The sequence below is a fragment of the Stenotrophomonas rhizophila genome (genome assembly GCF_020857975.1).
GTDB classification, from domain to species: Bacteria; Pseudomonadota; Gammaproteobacteria; order Xanthomonadales; family Xanthomonadaceae; genus Stenotrophomonas; species Stenotrophomonas rhizophila_C.
This window is the reverse complement of sequence record NZ_JACWUO010000001.1, coordinates 416,090-432,172: the sequence shown is the minus strand read 5'-3', so window position 1 is coordinate 432,172 and position 16,083 is coordinate 416,090. Positions and strand designations below refer to the sequence as shown.

Annotated in this window: 12 protein-coding genes; 6 read left to right on the top strand and 6 right to left on the bottom strand. The window is 70.9% G+C overall.

Features of this window, described 5'->3' with window-relative positions:
• The 3 genes from recD to recC are packed head-to-tail and all read right to left on the bottom strand — an operon-like array spanning nucleotide 1 to nucleotide 8,911.
• Nucleotides 1–1,923, bottom strand: coding sequence for an exodeoxyribonuclease V subunit alpha (gene recD / locus IC535_RS01845; RefSeq protein WP_228884860.1), 1,923 nt, complete (start codon nucleotides 1,921–1,923; stop codon nucleotides 1–3).
• Nucleotides 1,920–5,567 (bottom strand): exodeoxyribonuclease V subunit beta, encoded by a 3,648-nt coding sequence (gene recB, locus IC535_RS01840; protein WP_228884859.1) that lies wholly within the window; start codon nucleotides 5,565–5,567, stop codon nucleotides 1,920–1,922. Before recB ends, recD begins: the two co-directional genes overlap by 4 nt.
• On the bottom strand, nucleotides 5,564–8,911 hold the full coding sequence (recC, locus tag IC535_RS01835) for an exodeoxyribonuclease V subunit gamma (RefSeq protein ID WP_228884858.1): 3,348 nt from the start codon (nucleotides 8,909–8,911) through the stop codon (nucleotides 5,564–5,566). Before recC ends, recB begins: the two co-directional genes overlap by 4 nt.
• A gap of 222 nt (nucleotides 8,912–9,133) precedes the next feature.
• Here recC and IC535_RS01830 point away from each other — a divergent pair, with 222 nt between their 5' ends.
• The 6 genes from IC535_RS01830 (at nucleotide 9,134) to IC535_RS01805 (ending at nucleotide 13,200) form a co-directional block, all read left to right on the top strand.
• Entirely contained in the window at nucleotides 9,134–9,922 is a 789-nt protein-coding gene (locus tag IC535_RS01830; protein ID WP_228884857.1) for an ABC transporter ATP-binding protein, read from the top strand.
• The gene (locus IC535_RS01825) at nucleotides 9,922–10,671 is read left to right on the top strand and encodes an MlaE family lipid ABC transporter permease subunit (protein WP_228884856.1); all 750 of its coding nucleotides are present in this window, start codon (nucleotides 9,922–9,924) and stop codon (nucleotides 10,669–10,671) included. Before IC535_RS01830 ends, IC535_RS01825 begins: the two co-directional genes overlap by 1 nt.
• Before the next feature lie 62 nt (nucleotides 10,672–10,733).
• On the top strand, nucleotides 10,734–11,258 hold the full coding sequence (mlaD, locus tag IC535_RS01820) for an outer membrane lipid asymmetry maintenance protein MlaD (protein WP_228884855.1): 525 nt from the start codon (nucleotides 10,734–10,736) through the stop codon (nucleotides 11,256–11,258).
• Nucleotides 11,255–11,911 carry an MlaC/ttg2D family ABC transporter substrate-binding protein gene (locus tag IC535_RS01815; protein WP_228884854.1) on the top strand — a complete coding sequence of 219 codons (657 nt, stop codon included), beginning with the start codon at nucleotides 11,255–11,257 and terminating at the stop codon, nucleotides 11,909–11,911. The genes mlaD and IC535_RS01815 overlap by 4 nt, the downstream gene beginning before the upstream one ends.
• Nucleotides 11,901–12,212, top strand: a complete 312-nt coding sequence (locus IC535_RS01810; protein ID WP_228884853.1) for an STAS domain-containing protein — start codon at nucleotides 11,901–11,903, stop codon at nucleotides 12,210–12,212. The genes IC535_RS01815 and IC535_RS01810 overlap by 11 nt, the downstream gene beginning before the upstream one ends.
• 1 nt (nucleotide 12,213) lies before the next feature.
• The gene (locus IC535_RS01805; protein WP_228884852.1) at nucleotides 12,214–13,200 is read left to right on the top strand and encodes an MlaA family lipoprotein; all 987 of its coding nucleotides are present in this window, start codon (nucleotides 12,214–12,216) and stop codon (nucleotides 13,198–13,200) included.
• Nucleotides 13,201–13,330: 130 nt separating this feature from the next.
• On the opposite strand, the gene IC535_RS01800 is transcribed toward IC535_RS01805, so the two are convergent.
• The 3 genes from IC535_RS01800 to rmuC form a co-directional block, all read right to left on the bottom strand.
• The gene (locus IC535_RS01800; protein WP_228884851.1) at nucleotides 13,331–13,891 is read right to left on the bottom strand and encodes a glutathione peroxidase; all 561 of its coding nucleotides are present in this window, start codon (nucleotides 13,889–13,891) and stop codon (nucleotides 13,331–13,333) included.
• A gap of 60 nt (nucleotides 13,892–13,951) precedes the next feature.
• Nucleotides 13,952–14,368: a hypothetical protein gene (locus IC535_RS01795; protein ID WP_228884850.1), complete on the bottom strand. Its 417-nt coding sequence runs from the start codon at nucleotides 14,366–14,368 to the stop codon at nucleotides 13,952–13,954.
• 73 nt (nucleotides 14,369–14,441) lie between these two features.
• Nucleotides 14,442–16,025 (bottom strand): DNA recombination protein RmuC, encoded by a 1,584-nt coding sequence (gene rmuC, locus IC535_RS01790; protein WP_228884849.1) that lies wholly within the window; start codon nucleotides 16,023–16,025, stop codon nucleotides 14,442–14,444.
• Nucleotides 16,026–16,083 lie beyond the last annotated feature (58 nt).

The following is a 16,083-nucleotide window of genomic DNA, read 5'->3' as shown; positions in this document are numbered from 1 at the left end:
TCAGAACAGCCGGCCCTGCGCCGGCGGCGGCACGGCGGCGCTGTCGATCGGCGCTGCCGCACTGTCCTGCACGGCCGGATCTTTGTGACCCTGCAACCGCATGGCCAACCCGGACACACGGCTGGCATGGCGCTTGAGCGCGGCGATGATCACCTCCTCGCCGCCCAGTACATGCAGCGACTGCCGCGCCCGGGTGATGCCGGTATAGACCAGCTCGCGCGACAGCACGCCGTTGTCCTGGCGCGGCAACTGCAACCAGACCTCATCGAATTCCGAGCCCTGCGCCTTGTGCACGGTCATCGCGAACGCGCTTTCGTGCGCGGGCAATGCGCCGGGATGGAAGCCGCGCGGCTGGTCCGGGGTTTCGCCGGGGAACCAGGCCGTCACCGCGCCGTTGCGATCGGCCAGGCAGATGCCGATATCGCCGTTGAACAGACGGTGGCGGTAGCTGTTCTCGGTGATCAGCAGCAAGCGGCCGTGGAAATAGCCCGGCGCCAGGCCCGGCCGCGGCACCCCGGCCAACAGGGCTTCGATGCGGGCGTTGAGCCCGCGGGCGCCCTGCGGCCCTTCGCGCAACGCGGTGAGCAGGCGGATCCGGCCGGCATCGGCCAGCGCCTGGCCCGGGTCGGCCGCCGCGCCCAGCGCTCGCCAATGCGCCAGCAGGTGCTGCTGGTGGTGCTGCAACGGGTCGCGGTGATCTTCATGGAAATGCACGCCGGCCAGCGTGCCGCCGCGCAGCAGGGCCAGCGTGGTGGCACTGTCGCCCTGGCGGACGGCCTGGGCCAGCGCGGCCAGGTCGAGCGCATCGGTCTGCCGGTAGCCGCGCTGCAGCTGCACGCGCCGGCCGGCGAACCGGATTGGCGCGGCCAGCGGCTGCAATGCCGCCGGCGCCAGCAGCGGGCGCAGGGCCTGGGCATCGTCGGCCTGGGTGCCCAGGCCATCGCCACTGGCGTGCAGGATCGCGCTGAGCACATCGCCGGCTTCCACCGAGGGCAGCTGGTCCGGATCGCCCAGCAGCACCAGCCGGGTACCCGAGGCGATCGCCTCGACCAGCTTGGCCATCAACGGCAGGTCGATCATCGACGCTTCGTCCACCACCACCACCTCGAACGGCAACGGGTTGTCGCCGTGGTGGCGGAAGCGCGGGGAATCGGGAATCACCCCGAGCAGGCGATGCAGGGTGGTGCCGGTGCCGGGCATGGCGTCGCACAGCGCCGGGGCGATGCCGAGCAGGCGCAGCCGCTGCACCGCCAGGCGCAGGCTTTCGGCCATGCGCTCGGCGGCGCGGCCGGTGGGCGCGGCCAGCGCGACCCGCGGCAACGGCTGGTCGACCTGCACCGCCTGCGCGGCCAGCAGCACCAGCAGGCGCGCGATGGTGGTGGTCTTGCCGGTGCCGGGCCCGCCGGTGACCAGCACCAGCGGATGGCGCAGCGCGACGGCGGCCGCGCGCGCCTGGTGGTCGATGCTGTCGCGGGCCTGCGGGAACAGCTGGCCGAACAGCGCCGCCAGCGTCGCCGGGTCGGCCGCATCCAGCCGATGGCTGGCGATGCGTTGCAGGCCTTCGGCCAGGCGGCGTTCGTATTCGCGGTAGCGGCGCAGGTAGAGCAGGCCGTTTTCCAGTACCAGCGGCGCATCGGTGGCGGCCGCGTCGGTCTGCGAAGCGGGCATGTCCACCCACGCCGAGGCGCCCAGCTGAGCCAGCCAGTCCGCGCCGGGCGGCCAGTCCACGCCGGCCTCGAGCAGCCGCTGCGGCTGCCGCGGGTCCAACCCGGCATGGCCCTGGGCCACCGCCAGCGAGGCCAGCGCGGCGCCGGCCAGCACCGCATCGGGCGTGTCCGGGCGCAACCGCTGCAGGCTGCGCGCCAGCGCCTGGTCCAGGCTGCGCAGGGCGTTGCTGCGCTGCAGTGCGGCGAGCAGGCTCATGCCTCGCCCCGCGCGCGCGCGGCCATGCGCGCCTGGGCCTGCGGGCCACCGGCGAACAATGCATCCACGGCATCCACCAGCGCCGGATCGAAGCGGTGCGCGTACACGCCCGGGCTGTCGGCGCGCGTGGCATCCAGGCCACGGCAGAACAGGTAGCGGATGCCGCCCATGTCGCGCGCCTGGTCGTACTGCGCGCCCAGCCGGAAGCGCAGCCAGCGGTGCAATGCCACCGTGTAGATCAGTGCCTGCAGGTCGTATTCGCTGTGCTGCATGGCGCTTTCCAGCTGCGCCCGGTCATAGCCGGGCAGGCGATTGGATTTGTAGTCGAGCACGTACCAGCGTTGGCCGCGTTCGTAGGTGAGATCGATCTTGCCGGTCATCAGGCCCTCCAGCGTGCGCCGGGCACCGAAGCTGTGGCGTTCGCGCACCAGCCCATGCGCGTGCAGCAGCTGCAGCAGCGCCGGTACCGCGGTGGGCTGCATGGCGAAGTGGAACTCGATTTCGGCGCGGCGCGTGTTGGCCGGCAGGTCGTGCAGCGCGCCGCCTTCGGGCAGCGCCACGGTCAGGGTCTGGCCAACCAGCGTGGTCAGCACCGCCACGCCGTCGTCGAGGTCTTCATCGGCATAGCCTTCGGCAGCCAGCGAGGCGCGCAGTACCTGGGCTTGATCGGCAGGCGCCGGTTGCCCGGCCTGCCAGCCGGCCCATTGCGCGAACTCGGTGTTTTCCAGCGCCTCGTGCAGCACGTTGCCGAAACGGCTGCCCATGAAGCGCGGGTCGACCGCCGCCTCGCTGGCCGGTGCCGCCGCCTCGGCATCGGCGTCCAAGCTGATGCCCGCCGGTTCGTCGGCGGCCGGGGCCGGCACTTCGGTGGCGGCCGCGTCGGTGTCATGGCTGGCGTCGGCGTGCGCCAGCTGGGTGAAGCTGTACACCCACCAGTCGTGCGGCACGCGGCGGGTCAACGCGCGCACCGGCGGCAGGTCGCCCTCGCGCTGGAAGGCCAGCTGCGCCGGGCGTGGTTCCAGCGCGCCGTCGAGCACCGCGATGTCCGGGTGCGCGCGCAGTGCGTCCAGGTCCGACAGCATCGGCGCCAGGCGGGTCTTGGCCAGCCCGGCAAGGTCGCCGGCGGCGATCCACAGCGCATGTTCGGCGCGGGTCAGCCCCACGTAGAGCAGGCGTGCGTCCTCGGCCTCCTGTTCCTGCGCGCTGCGCGCGCTGGCGGCGGCCCAGGCCTCGTCCTTGTCCAGTTTCCAGTGCAGCTCGCGGCGCTCGTTGGCATACACCGTGCAGTGGGCCGCGCTGTTGCGGGCATCGCGGCCGATGCCGACGAACGGCAGGTAGACCAGCGGGTATTCCAGGCCCTTGCTCTTGTGCAGGGTGATGATCTGCACCCGCCGCGCGTCCGATTCCAGCCGCAGCAGCTGCTGTTCGTCGTCCTGGTCGGCATGGGCCATCTGCACCTGCAGCCAGTCCAGCAGGCCATGCATCCCCAGGGTCTGGGCGGCGGCCTGCTGCAGCAGTTCACCCAGCTGCAGGTAGTTGGTCAGGCGGCGCTCGCCATCGAGCAGGCCAAGCAGGCGTTCGGCGTGTTCGGCGCACAGGTCGGCGATCACCGCGAACGGCCCGCCGCGCTGCCAGCGTTCGCGCCACAGCAGCAGGCGGACCTGGAAGCCGCGCTGGGAATGGCCGTCGCCTTCCAGCGCGGCGATGGCCTGCGCATCTTCGCCGAGCAGCACGCTGGACAGCGCCGCGCGCAGCCGCCCTTCATCGGCCGGCTGCAGCAGGGCCAGCAGCAGCAGGCGCAGCTCGTGCGCCTCGGCGGTGGCGTACAGGCTCTGCTTGCCGGCGGCGACGGCGGGGATGCCGACCGCGCCCAGCGCCTGCTGGATGCGCACGGCTTCGCGGTGCGAGCGCACCAGCACGGCGATGTCGCCGGGTTGCACCGGCTGCCCGCGCAGCAGCGCGCGGCCCTGGCGGGCCTCGCTGAGTACCTGGTGGATCGCCGCCACGCAGGCATCGCCGGCCTGCTGCCGCGATGGATCGGCCTTGAGCGCGCCGCCGTCGGGGTTGTGCAGCATGCGTACGGTCAGGCCCGGGGCCGGTATGCCGTCGCGCAGGAAATCGGCGTCCAGCCGCGTACCGCCGGGGTGCACCGGCTCGAAGGCGATGCCCTGCTCCAGGAAGGCGTGTTCGCCGGCCTGGGCGTACAACGCCGCGATGGCACGCAGCACCGCCGGGCGCGAGCGGAAGTTGCGGTCCAGCGGCGGCGCGGCCTGCGCCTGCTGCTTGGCCTTGAGGTAGGTGTGGATATCGCCGCCGCGGAAGCCGTAGATGGCCTGCTTGGGATCGCCGATCAGGAACAGCGCCGGGGCCAGCCCCGCCTCGGCGGTCTGCGCGGTGTCGCCGAACACCTGCTGGAAGATGCCCCACTGGCGGTCGTCGGTGTCCTGGAACTCATCCACCAGCGCGATCGCGTACTGCGCACGCAGCTGCCGCACCAGCGCGGCGCGGTGCGGGCCTTCCAGCGCATCGGCCACGCCATGGATCAGATCGTCGTAGCTCTGTACCCGGCCGATCCGCTTGAGTTCGGCCAGGCGGGTGCGGGCCTGGTCGCGCAGCGCATGCAGGAAGGCGATGGCCTGGCCGCGCTGCCACTGCTCCAGCGCGTCGGCGCTGGCCAGGTACACGGCCAGTTCGTGCTGCAGCGGCGAGCAGGGCGCCTTGCCGGCGTGCGCCTTGTTGGTGCGCGCGGCCAGTTCGTCGGCGCCCAGCCGGCGCAGCCGTTCCAGGTCCAGCGGCGCGTCCGGATCGTCGGCCCCGGCCCAGCGGTGCAGCTGCACGGCCAGCGGTTCCAGCCAGGCCAGCTTGTAGCTGCTGCCGTTGAGCACCTTGTTTTCCACCGCCGCGCAGACTTCGCCCAGGAATGCCTCGCCATGGGTGCGGTAGGCGGCGGCGAACTGCCGGGCGGCCAGCACATGCGCCGGCCGCGGATCGTCGGCCAGCGCTGCGGGCGGGGCCGGCAACAACGGCAGCGGCTTGATCAGCGTGGCCAGGCCGGCCGCCAATGCCTCCGGGCCGGACCAAAGCCGGGTCAGGGCATCGACCGTGGCCGGATCGTTGGCGTGCACCCGCCACAGGTCGGCGGCCAGCTCGTCGTGCAGCGCCCGTTCGCTGGGCAGCAGTGTGGGCGGGTCGAAGGTATGCCCGCTTTCCAGGGCGTGCTCGCGCAGTACCCGGGCGCAGAAGCCATGGATGGTGAAGATCGACGCCAGGTCGATTTCATCGGCAGCGGTCTGCAGCCGGCGTGCAAGCGCGGCCGGGGTTTCCCGGCCGAGGGCGAGCTGGCGCTGCAGGATCGCACGGGTCAGCACCACCTCGGGACTGTCCTCGTCGGCAGCCGGGCGCTGCACCAGCTGGGCGGCCAGCGCCAGGCGCTCGCGGATGCGCTTGCGCAGTTCCTGGGTGGCGGCATCGGTGAAGGTCACCGCCAGGATCTGGCCGATGCGCCAGCCGTTTTCCACCACCAGCCGGGTGAACAGCGTGGCCAGGGTGAAGGTCTTGCCGGTGCCGGCGCTGGCCTCGATCAGGCGCACGCCGTCCAGCGGCAGCGACAGGTAGGGATCGTCGGGCAGGTCGTGGTCGATCATCGCAGGGCTCCTTCCTGGTCGAAGCCGGCGAACACCCGGCCTTCGCGCACTGCGGTGAACACCACCAGGCTGTTGTGCAGCAGTTGCCGGTAGCTGTCGGCGCTGGCGAACGGATCGCGGCCGCGCAGCGCCAGCTGGTAACCGGCACCGCTGGATTCGGCCCAGGTGCGGTCGCTGCCGTGCCACTTGGCGCGGCCGTCGGCTTCGCGCTTGGCCTCGGCGGCGGTGTACAGCGCCCAGCCGGTGGACGGCGCGTACAGCAACGGTGCGCGCAACCCTTCCTGGCGCAGCTGCAACAGGCGGCGCAACACCTGCCGGGCCTGCTCGCGCGGCAGTGCTGGCAGGATGTGCGGGCCCAGCCCGTCGTCGCCGGCCTCGTGGAACTGGACCAGCGGCTGCGCATCGCCGGCGGCGTTGGTCAGCAACCAGTCCAGTCCCTGGCGGATCGCCGCGCGGCCGGTGAGCGGGCCCGGGCGCAGCCGCGCCAGGCCATGCGGATACACCCCGTCGACCCGTCCGTGCAGGCGTACTCCGTCGATGTCCACCTCATAACGGCGGCTGTCGGCGCGGCTGCCGTCCTGCCACTGCGCCAGGGCCTGCGCATACGGCCGGGTCTGCGCGTGCAATACCTCGAACTGGCGCTGGCCCAGGGCCCCCGACGGCAACAGCGCACGCGCGCGCAGCCGCGGGTACAGCGGCGCGTGGTCCTGCTCGAGCGTGGCCTGGATCACCGCCTCCTGCAGCAGCAGGGCGTCGGTGCCGCCGGTGGCCATCACCAGCGGTTCGACATCGTCGGCATCGCCCAGGTCCTCGGGCAGGCGCAGGCCCAGCCGTTGCGACAGGAACTGGCTGGCCGGATCGGTGAGGAAACGGCGCAGCGCATCCAGGCTCAGTTCGGCCGCCGCTTCCAGCGTGTCCAGCGCCGGCAACGGTGCGTCGAACCACGGCGCCAGCGCGCGCCGCGTGCCGCCCAGCGAACCGGCCGCCGGATGCCACTGCTGGCGATAGCTGAAGCGGCGCGGCTCATCGCCGCCGCCGAACGCCGCCGGGGCGAACGGCTGCAGCGAATGCCGCACGGTCAGCGCCCTGGCGGCGTCGGCCGGTACCTGGTGGTACTCGGCGGCCGCATCGAGCAGTTCGCTGACCAGTACCGACGGCTCGCGCACGCTGCCATCGCGCGGATCGGCGCCGAGATAGCTCAGGTAGAACACGTCCTGCGCCGAGGCGAACAGCTGCAGGAACAGGAAGCGGTCGTCCTCGCGCAGCGAGCGGTCGCCGTGCCGGCGCCGGTCGGTGCCCAGTTCGGCGGTGAGCTGGTTGAGCCCGGCGGCCGGATCGCGGCGCGGGAAATCGCCATCGTTCAAGCCCAGCACGCAGATCACCCGGAACGGCAGCAGCCGCATCGGCACCATGCGGCCGAAGCTGACCCCGCCGGTCAGCAACGGGGCGCGGGTATCGGCTTCGGCCAGCACGCCGGCAAAGTGCGCGCGCACCACTTCCGGCGGAACCTCGCCCTGGAAACGGGCGCTGTCGGCATCGGCGGCGAATTCGTTGATCAGCTTGCGCAGGCGTTCCAGCGCGCGCTGGCTGTTGGCCGCCGCCGGCGGTTCGGGCAGCAGCGCGTCGAGCAGCGCCAGCAGCCGCCGGCGCCATTGCGCCGGCGGCAGGGCCTGGCCCAGCGCCTGCTGGTACCGGGCCAGCACCCGCAGCAGGCCGAGCAGGCGGTCCAGTGCGTCCAGCGCGCTGCCTTCCAGTTCCGGCCACGGCGCCACCCCGGCAATGTCGCCGTCGCTGCCGCTGGCATGGCCGAGCAGCAACCGGTCCAACGCGAACTGCCAGGTGAAGGCGTCGTCGGCCGGCGCCTGGTGCTGCCGGCGGTGCCCGGCATTGAGCCCCCAGCGTGCGCCGGCGGCCTGCAGCCAGTCGTGCAGGCGGTCGAAGGCCGCCGCGTCCAGCCCGGCCGCCTCGGCCAGCGGTGGGCTGGCCAGCAGGTCCAGCACTTCGTTCAGGCCAAAGCGCGATACCGGCAGCCCCAGCAGGTGCACGAACACATCGGCCAGCGGTTCGCCGGCCAGCGGGCTGGTGTCGGCCAGCGCATAGGGAATATGGTCCTGGCCACCGCTGCGGCCGCCGAACACCGCTTCCAGGTAGGGCACGTAGGGATCGATGTCCGGGGCCAGCACTGCGATGTCGCGGGCCTGCAACGGGGGATCGAAGCGCGGGTCCTGGAGCAGGCCGCGCAACTGGTCGTGCAGTACCTGCAGTTCGCGCAGGCGGGTATGGCAGGCATGCACCTGCAGGCTGGGATCGTCGTAGCGCAGCGCCGGGCGCAACGCGCCGGAGGGCTGGCCGCGGCGATGGAACAGATCGCGCTGCAGGCGGTGCAGCAGGCTGTCGGACAAGCCGCCCTGGTCCAGCCCCGGCCGGGCGTCGTCCTCGGGGTCGTTGTAGGCGGCGATCTCGCCGGAGGGGTGCACCACTTCATAGCTGCCCAGCACCGCCATGAAGTCGCGGCCGGCCGCGCCCCAGGCCTGCAGCAGGCGGTTCTCCCCGGCCGCCTCGCCGAACGGATCGGGCGCGCCGCTGCGCAGCTTCTCGCCCAGGGTCTGCAGGTCCCCCCAGTACGCCTGGGTCGGGGTGGGCAGGTAGAAGTGCAGCGTGCCCACCCGCGCCTGGGTGGCCATCACCCGCAGCACGTCCGGGGAGATGTTCAGCGTGGCAAAGGCGAACATCCGCGCCGGCAGGCCCTGCGGCAACGGCTGGCCGGCGCCCTCGAAGCGGGCCAGATAGGCATCGATGCGGCGCGCGCGGTATTGCTGGCCAAGGGCGATGTGCCGCCACAGGATCGCCTGCGGGTCGTTCGGCGCGGCCCCGGCCTCCCAGCCCAGCAGCCAGTCACGGCGCCAGGCCTGGTACTTCTCGAACACCGAGGCCAGCTCGGCGGCCAGCGCCCAGGGCTTGAGCGGGTCGGCGACGGAGAGATAGGCCTGCAGCGCGCGCATCGGCGGCTGCGCCATCAGGGCCGGGTCGGTCAGGGCGGCATACAGCTTCCAGCGCAGGGCGGCCGCGGCCAGGTCGTCATGCTCGCCGGGTACATTGGCATTCAAGGCGCGCGCGACCAGCTCGCCGGGGGTGAGGAAGTCCAGATTGGCGGCGATGCCGTATTCGGCGGCCAGGGTGGACTGCAGCCAGCGGCGCATCGCCACCTGCGGGATCAGCACCACCTCCGGCACCAGGATCGACTGGCCCGGCACCGGGGTGCGCAGCGTGGCGGCCAGCAGGGCGGCCAGCACATCGAGGGCATTGGAGTGGTAGAGGCGGACATCCGGAACTGCATTGGTCATCACGGCAGTGTGCCGCAGCCGGCGCGCGAACGCAGCGCGGGCATGGCCTTTCGGGCCACTCACGCCAACCGGCGCCGGCCCGGTACGCTGTGTTGCAGCCGGCGGCAGGACTGCCCGGCCGATGCGCAGCCATGGCCGTGCGACAATACTGCACGGTCCAGTTCGGTTATGTTCAGCCGTTCACCATGATCTTACAACGTTGGAATTTTGTTAATGGCGTCCATGACGGCTTCCGAAGAACCTCTGGTGCAGTTGTCCAACGTCCGCATTGACCGCGGCGGTCGTCCGATCCTGCGCGATGTTTCGCTGCGCGTCCCGCGCGGCAGCATCACCGCCGTGCTCGGCCCGTCGGGCAGTGGCAAGTCCACCTTGCTGGCGGCGCTGACCGGCGAACTGCGCCCGGTCGCCGGCGATGTGCGCCTGTTCGGCCAGCCGATTCCCACCGGCAACCGCGCCCTGCTGGAAATGCGCAAGAGCGTGGGCGTGCTGCTGCAGGGCAACGGGTTGCTGACCGACCTGACCGTGGCCGAGAACGTGGCGCTGCCGCTGCGCACCCATACCCGCCTGCCGGCACCGCTGCTGCACCGCCTGGTGCAGATGAAACTGCACGCGGTGGGCCTGCTGGCCGCCGCCGACGCGTGGCCGCGCGAGCTGTCCGGCGGCATGGCGCGACGGGTGGCGCTGGCGCGCGCGCTGGCCCTGGACCCGCCGTTGATGATCTATGACGAACCGCTGACCGGGCTGGACCCGATCGCCTCGGGGGTGATCATGAGCCTGATCCAGCGCCTCAACCACAGCCTGGGCCTGACCAGCATCATCGTCAGCCACCACGTGCACGAGACCCTGCCGATCTGCGACCAGGTGATCGCCATCGCCAACGGCGGGGTGGTGTTCCAGGGCAGCCCGGCGCAGCTGGAGTCCAGCCAGGACCCGTTGCTGCGCCAGTTCCTGCACGGCCAGCCGGACGGTCCGATTCCCTTCGATGCTACGCCGCGTGCGAGGGTTGCCTGATGCCGTTCGTTGACGCCACCCGCGCGCTGGGCCGGGCCGGCCTGTTCTCGCTGACGGTGCTGCGCGGCTCGCTGCCGACCGCCGATTTCCTCGCCGAGCTGACCCGCGAGATCTACAAGGTGGGCGCGCGCTCGCTGCCGATCATCGCCGTCGGCGGTGCCTTCGTCGGCCTGGTGCTGACCCTGCAGGGCTACCGCACGCTGACCACCTTCGGCGCGGCCGATGCGCTGTCGACCCTGCTGGGGCTGTCGCTGTACCGCGAACTGGCGCCGGTGCTGACCGCGCTGCTGTTCATCGGCCGCGCCGGCAGTTCGATCGCCGCCGAGCTGGGCCTGATGCGCGCCACCGACCAGATCAAGGCACTGGAACTGATGGCGATCGACCCGGTCGCCAAAGTCGTCGCGCCACGCTTCTGGGCGGCGGTGCTGACCGTGCCGCTGCTGACCGGCATCTTCTGCTCGCTGGCGATCAGCGCCAGCTACTTCGAGGCCGTGCATGTGCTCGGCCTGGACAACGGCGTGTTCTGGTCGGCGCTGAGCAACAGCGTGGACTTCTGGGACGACTTCGGCGTGGCGATGCTGAAGTCGGCGATCTTCGGCGGCACCGCCGCCCTGGTCGCGTCCTATGTCGGCTTCCACGCCGAACCCACCATCGAAGGCACCTCGGTGGCGACCACCCGCGCGGTGGTCAATGCCTCGCTGCTGGTGCTGATGTTCAACTTCGTGCTGTCGGCAATGATGTTCCGCTGAACCTCCAGACCCCCGCCCGGGCACCTGCCCGGGCACCTGACCAAGAACAAGTGAGACAACCCATGGCCATCCGCGGTCCCAGACTCGAATTTTCCGTCGGCGCGTTCCTGCTGCTGGCGCTGGCCTCGCTGCTGGTGCTGGCCGTCGCCTCCACCAACCAACGCTGGGGCCTGGGCGGCGACGGCTACGAGCTGAAGGCGCGCTTCACCCAGATCGGCCAGCTGCGCAAGCAGGCGCCGGTCAAGATCGGTGGCGTGGTGGTGGGCCAGGTCGCCGCGATCGAGCTGGACCCGACCCGGTTCGACTCGATCGTCACCCTGAAGCTGGACCCGAAGTTCAAGGATCTGCCGGCCGATACCTCGGCAGGCATATTCACCAGCGGTTTGCTTGGCGAAAGCTATATCGGTCTTCAGCCCGGCGGCGATCCGGACGTGCTCAAGTCCGGCGAGGAAATCGTCTTCACCCAGCCGGCGGTGGACCTGATGCAGTTGGTCGGCAAGTACATGTTCAGTGGCCCGGCCAATGCCGGCGCCGCTCCCCAGGATGCTCCCGGCGCCGACGCGCCGGCAACGGAAGCGCACAAATGAAAACCAAACTGATTCCGCTCCTGCTGGCCTCTGCCCTGCTCGCCAGCGTCCCCTCGCTCAGCTTTGCCCAGGCCGCGCCGGCCGCCGCCAGCGCCCAGCAGGGCCAGGCCGGCAAGGTCGTGCTCGATGCCAGCACCCGCATCCTGTCCACCCTGCAGCAGCGCCGCGGCGAGTTCCGCAGCAACCCGGCCGCGCTGCGCAGCTTCATCAACGGCGAACTGACCAAGACCTTCGACCGTGACTACGCCGCCCGCCTGGTGCTGGGCGTGCACGGCCGCGGTGCCTCCGATGCCGACGTCAAGTTGTTCGCCGATGCCATGGCCGACAACCTGATGCAGCGGTACGGTTCGGCGCTGCTGGAGATCCAGGGCAAGCCCAGCTTCCGCCTGAAGGCCGAGCAGCCGCTGCCGGGCAACCGCGGCGTCAAGGTTTCCACCGAACTGGTGCGGGCCGGCAGCGAGGCGACCCCGGTCGACTACCTGATGCGCAACGTCAACGGCCAGTGGAAGATCTTCGATGTGATGATCGAAGGCATCTCCTACGTGCAGACCTTCAAGACCCAGTTCGATGCCCCGCTGCGCCAGAAGTCGATCCAGCAGGTGGCCACCGAACTGCGCAACGGCAGCATGCAGGCCGCCCCGAGTGGCAAGTAACCCGGCCAGCGCCAGCGTGCAGGGCACCTCGCTGGTGTTCAGCGGCGTGCTCGACCGCGCCGCGGCGACCGCGCTGTGGAACACCGTGCAGGCGCCCGGCCCGGTGCAGGTGCTGGACCTGACCGCGGTGCCGCAGGTGGACAGCGCCGGCCTGGCGCTGCTGGCCGAACTGACCGCGCGGCTGCGCGCCCAGGGCATCCAACCGCACATCAACGGCGCCCCGGCCGGCTTCAACGAACTCAGTGCCGCCTACCGGCTGGCACCGTCCCTGGATTTCAACGCCCCCACTGCCGCGAGCTGACATGAACGTCATACGCACTTTCTCACTCCTCCTGCTGGCCCTGGCCCTCACCGCATGCGCGGGCAAGCCGGCCCGCGATGCCGCACCGGCCAGCGTCGCGGTGGACAGCTCGGCCGTGCCCGATACGGTCGATGCGCCGTCGGCAGCCAGTGCCGAACCGGCCGCCCCTGCGCCTGCCGCTGTCGATGCCACCGCAGCGGCAGGCAGTACCGGCGACGCCGCCCCGACCGATGCCGAGGACGATTTCGCCGCGCTGTACGGCGGCCCGGCCCCCAGCGCCGATGGCGGCGAACCCGGCCGGCCACCCTACGACCCGTGGGAACCGTTCAACCGCAAGGTGCACAGCTTCAACAACGTGGTCGACCGTGCCATCGCCCGTCCGCTGGCAACGGCCTATACCCACGTGGTGCCGCGTTTTGCCCGCACCGGGGTAACCAACTTCTTCAGCAACCTGCGTGCGCCGGTGACCATCACCAACCAGCTGCTGCAGGGCCGCCCGGCCGATGCCTGGGACAGCCTGGGCCGCTTCATGATGAACTCCACGCTGGGCCTGGGCGGTCTGTTCGACCCGGCCAGCAAGGCGATGGTGCCGCGCCGCAGCGAGGACTTCGGCCAGACCCTGGGTGCCTGGGGCTGGCGCGGTTCGCGCTACGTGGAACTGCCGTTCTTCGGCCCGCGTACCGTGCGCGATGTGTTCGGCCTGGCCGGCGACATGCCGCTGTCGCCGATCCGCACGATCGAGGAAGACAAGCTGCGCATCGGCCTGCAGGGCCTGCAACTGGTGGACATGCGCTCGCAGCTGATGGCGCTGGACGACATCCGCGACAGCGCAGTGGACGAATACGCCCTGACTCGCGATGCCTGGCTGCAGCGCCGCAACTACCAGATCGAGAACGACCTGCGCGGCAAGCATGCGCGCGGCCGGGACGCCGATGACACCGCGCCGATCCCGGTCGATGCGATGCCGATGCCCAACTGGGGCAATTGACCGGCGTACCGATCGGGGTACCGATCAACGGTCGGTACCCACCGCAGCGGTAGACCACGGCCGTTGGTCGTAGTGCGATAAAAAAAGCCCCGCCAATGCGGGGCTTTTTCCATTTACCCGCCGGCGCCGGTCAGGCCGCCAGTGCCGCGTCGACCGCAGCCAGCAGGCGCGCGTCGTCGGCCGTCACGTCCGGGGCGAAGCGTGCCACCACCTGGCCGTCGCGACCGATCAGGAACTTCTCGAAATTCCACAGCACGCCCGGCGCCGGGTTGACCACCAGCTCGGGGTACTTGGCCACCGCGCCCTGCAGCTTCTCGCGCATCGGGCCTTCGCCGGTGGCGGCCGGCTGGGCGGCGGTCAGCTGCTGGTACAGCGGGTGGGTGTCCTCACCGGCCACGCTGATCTTGGCAAACAACGGGAAGCCGACGTTGTATTCCAGCTGGCAGAACTGCTGGATCTCCGCCTCGCTGCCCGGCTCCTGGGCCAGGAAGTTGTTGGCCGGGAACCCCAGCACTTCCAGGCCGGCGGCCTGCTTGTCGCTGTACAGCTTCTGCAGCCCTTCGTACTGCGGGGTCAGGCCGCACTTGGAGGCGACATTGACTACCAGCAGCACCTTGCCGCGGTAGTGCGCAAGCGAGGACGGCTGGCCTTCGATGGTGGTGACGGGGATGTCGTAGACGGTCTGGCTCACGGGGGGAATGTCCTTGCGTTGGATCGGGAAAGGCACGGCGGGACCGTGCCCGGGGAAAGATCAGTCGACGCAGATCGTGCCCTGCGCCACACCCTTGTCGATGCGCTGGCGGCAGCCGAAGTTCTGGCTGACATCGGACTGGCATACGCCCGACGCCTTGGCGCCGACAGCGGTTTCGGCCGTGGCCAGGCACTGCCCGGTGCAGTCGGACTTGGCCCTGCAGGCCTTGCCGGCGTCGGCATAGCGCACCACGCATTGCTCGCGTTGCAGGCGGCCCAGTGCCTGCAGGGTGCCGCCCTCGGCCGCGCAGGTGGCGGCGGCGGCGGCTTCCGCGGCGGCCTCGGCGGCGGCCTGCGCAGCGGCTTCGGCGGCCGGCACGGTCGTATCGGAGAGCTCAGTGCCCGGCGACGGAGCGGGGGGCGTGCTGGCACAGCCGGCCAGCGCCAGCAGCAGGGGCAACAACAGGGTCAGGCGCATGCAGGTTCCTTGAACGGTCGGCAGGAGGCATAGCATGCGCGATCCGGGGCATGCGTTGCATGTCCGCGCGTGGTCAGTCCTGCGTCCCCTCGGCCTCGTCGGCCGCGCTGTCCTCGTCCTCGCCGGCGATATCGCCGAGCAGGTCCTGGGACTGTTCGGTGCCCAGCGTCTCCACCCCGCGCAGGCGGCGCTCGATGGTGCGCGTCTTGCGGCTGGCTTCGCCCAGGCTGCGGCCGACCGTGGTGATCTGCTTTTCGGCCTTTTCCAGGATGCCGGCGAACTTGCCGAACTCGCTCTTGACCGCGCCCAGCAGGCCCCACACTTCGCTGGAACGGCGTTCGATCGCCAGCGTGCGGAAGCCCATCTGCAGGCTGTTGAGCAGCGCGGTGACGGTGGTCGGCCCGGCCACCACCACGCGGTGCTCGCGCTGCAGCAGGTCGACCAGCCCGGGCCGGCGGATCACTTCGGCATACAGCCCTTCGGTGGGCAGGAACATCACCGCGAAATCGGTGGTATGCGGCGGGGCGATGTACTTGTCGCTGATCGACTTGGCCTGGATGCGGATCGCGCGCTCCAGCTGCGCGCCCTGCACCCGCACGCCCTCGACGTCGCCCTGCTCCTGCGCATCGAGCAGGCGTTCGTAGTCCTCGCGCGGGAACTTGGAATCGATCGGCAGCCACACCGGGGTGTCTTCGTGGCCACGCCCGGGCAGGCGCACGGCGATGTCGACGATCTCCCCGCTGTCCGGGCGCACCTTCACCGCGCGCGCGTACTGCTCCTGGGTCAGGGTCTGCTCGAGGATGTTGTCCAGCTGCACTTCGCCCCAGCTGCCACGGTTCTTGACGTTGCTCAGCACGCGCTTGAGATCGCCCACGCCGGTGGCCAGCTGCTGCATTTCGCCCAGCCCGCGCTGGACCTGCTCCAGGCGTTCGGAGACCAGCTGGAACGACGCGCCCAGGCGGGTCTCCAGGGTGGTCTGCAGCTTCTCGTCGACGGTCACCCGGATCTGTTCGAGCTTCTGCGCGTTGTCGGCCTGCAGGGCGTTGAGTTGCTGTTCCAGCGTGCTGCGCATCTCGCCGATGCGCTGTTCGTTGCGCTGGGTCAGCTCCTGCAGGCGCAGGCCCAGCGACTCGGCCAGGCGCTGCTGCGACTGCCCGGCTTCCTCGCGGCCCAACCGCGCATCGTCGGCCAGGGCCTGGCGCAGCGCGGCCATGTGCACATCGGTGCGGCCGGTCAGCTCGACCAGCTGCTGGCCGAACGCCTCGATCCGCGCCTGCTGCTGCTGGCCGAATGCCTCCAGCTGCGCGCGCACCTCCTGCAGGCGCAGCGCCAGCAGTTCGCCGGTGCGCTGCTGGGCCTGGGTGCCTTCCTCGCGCGCCCGGCGTGCGTCTTCGCCCAGCGCATCGCGCAGCAGGTCCAGGCGCTGGTCGGTGCGGGTGGACAGGTCGGTCAGCGCGCGCGCGAAGGTTTCCAGCCGCGCATCCTGCTGCCGCCCCAGTCCTTCGAGCTGCTCGCGCAGCTCGCTGCGGCCCACCCGCGCCTCATCGCGCAGCGCCTGTTCCAGGCCGCCATGCTGGGAACGCCGCAGCATGGCCACCAGCTGCAGGACGAGGACGGCACAGACCAGGCCGCCGAGGATCAGGAATTGGGTTTGCATGCACGCAAGTGTAGGCGCAGCCGGTCTCATTGGCTGCGCCTGCGTACCGATCACAGGC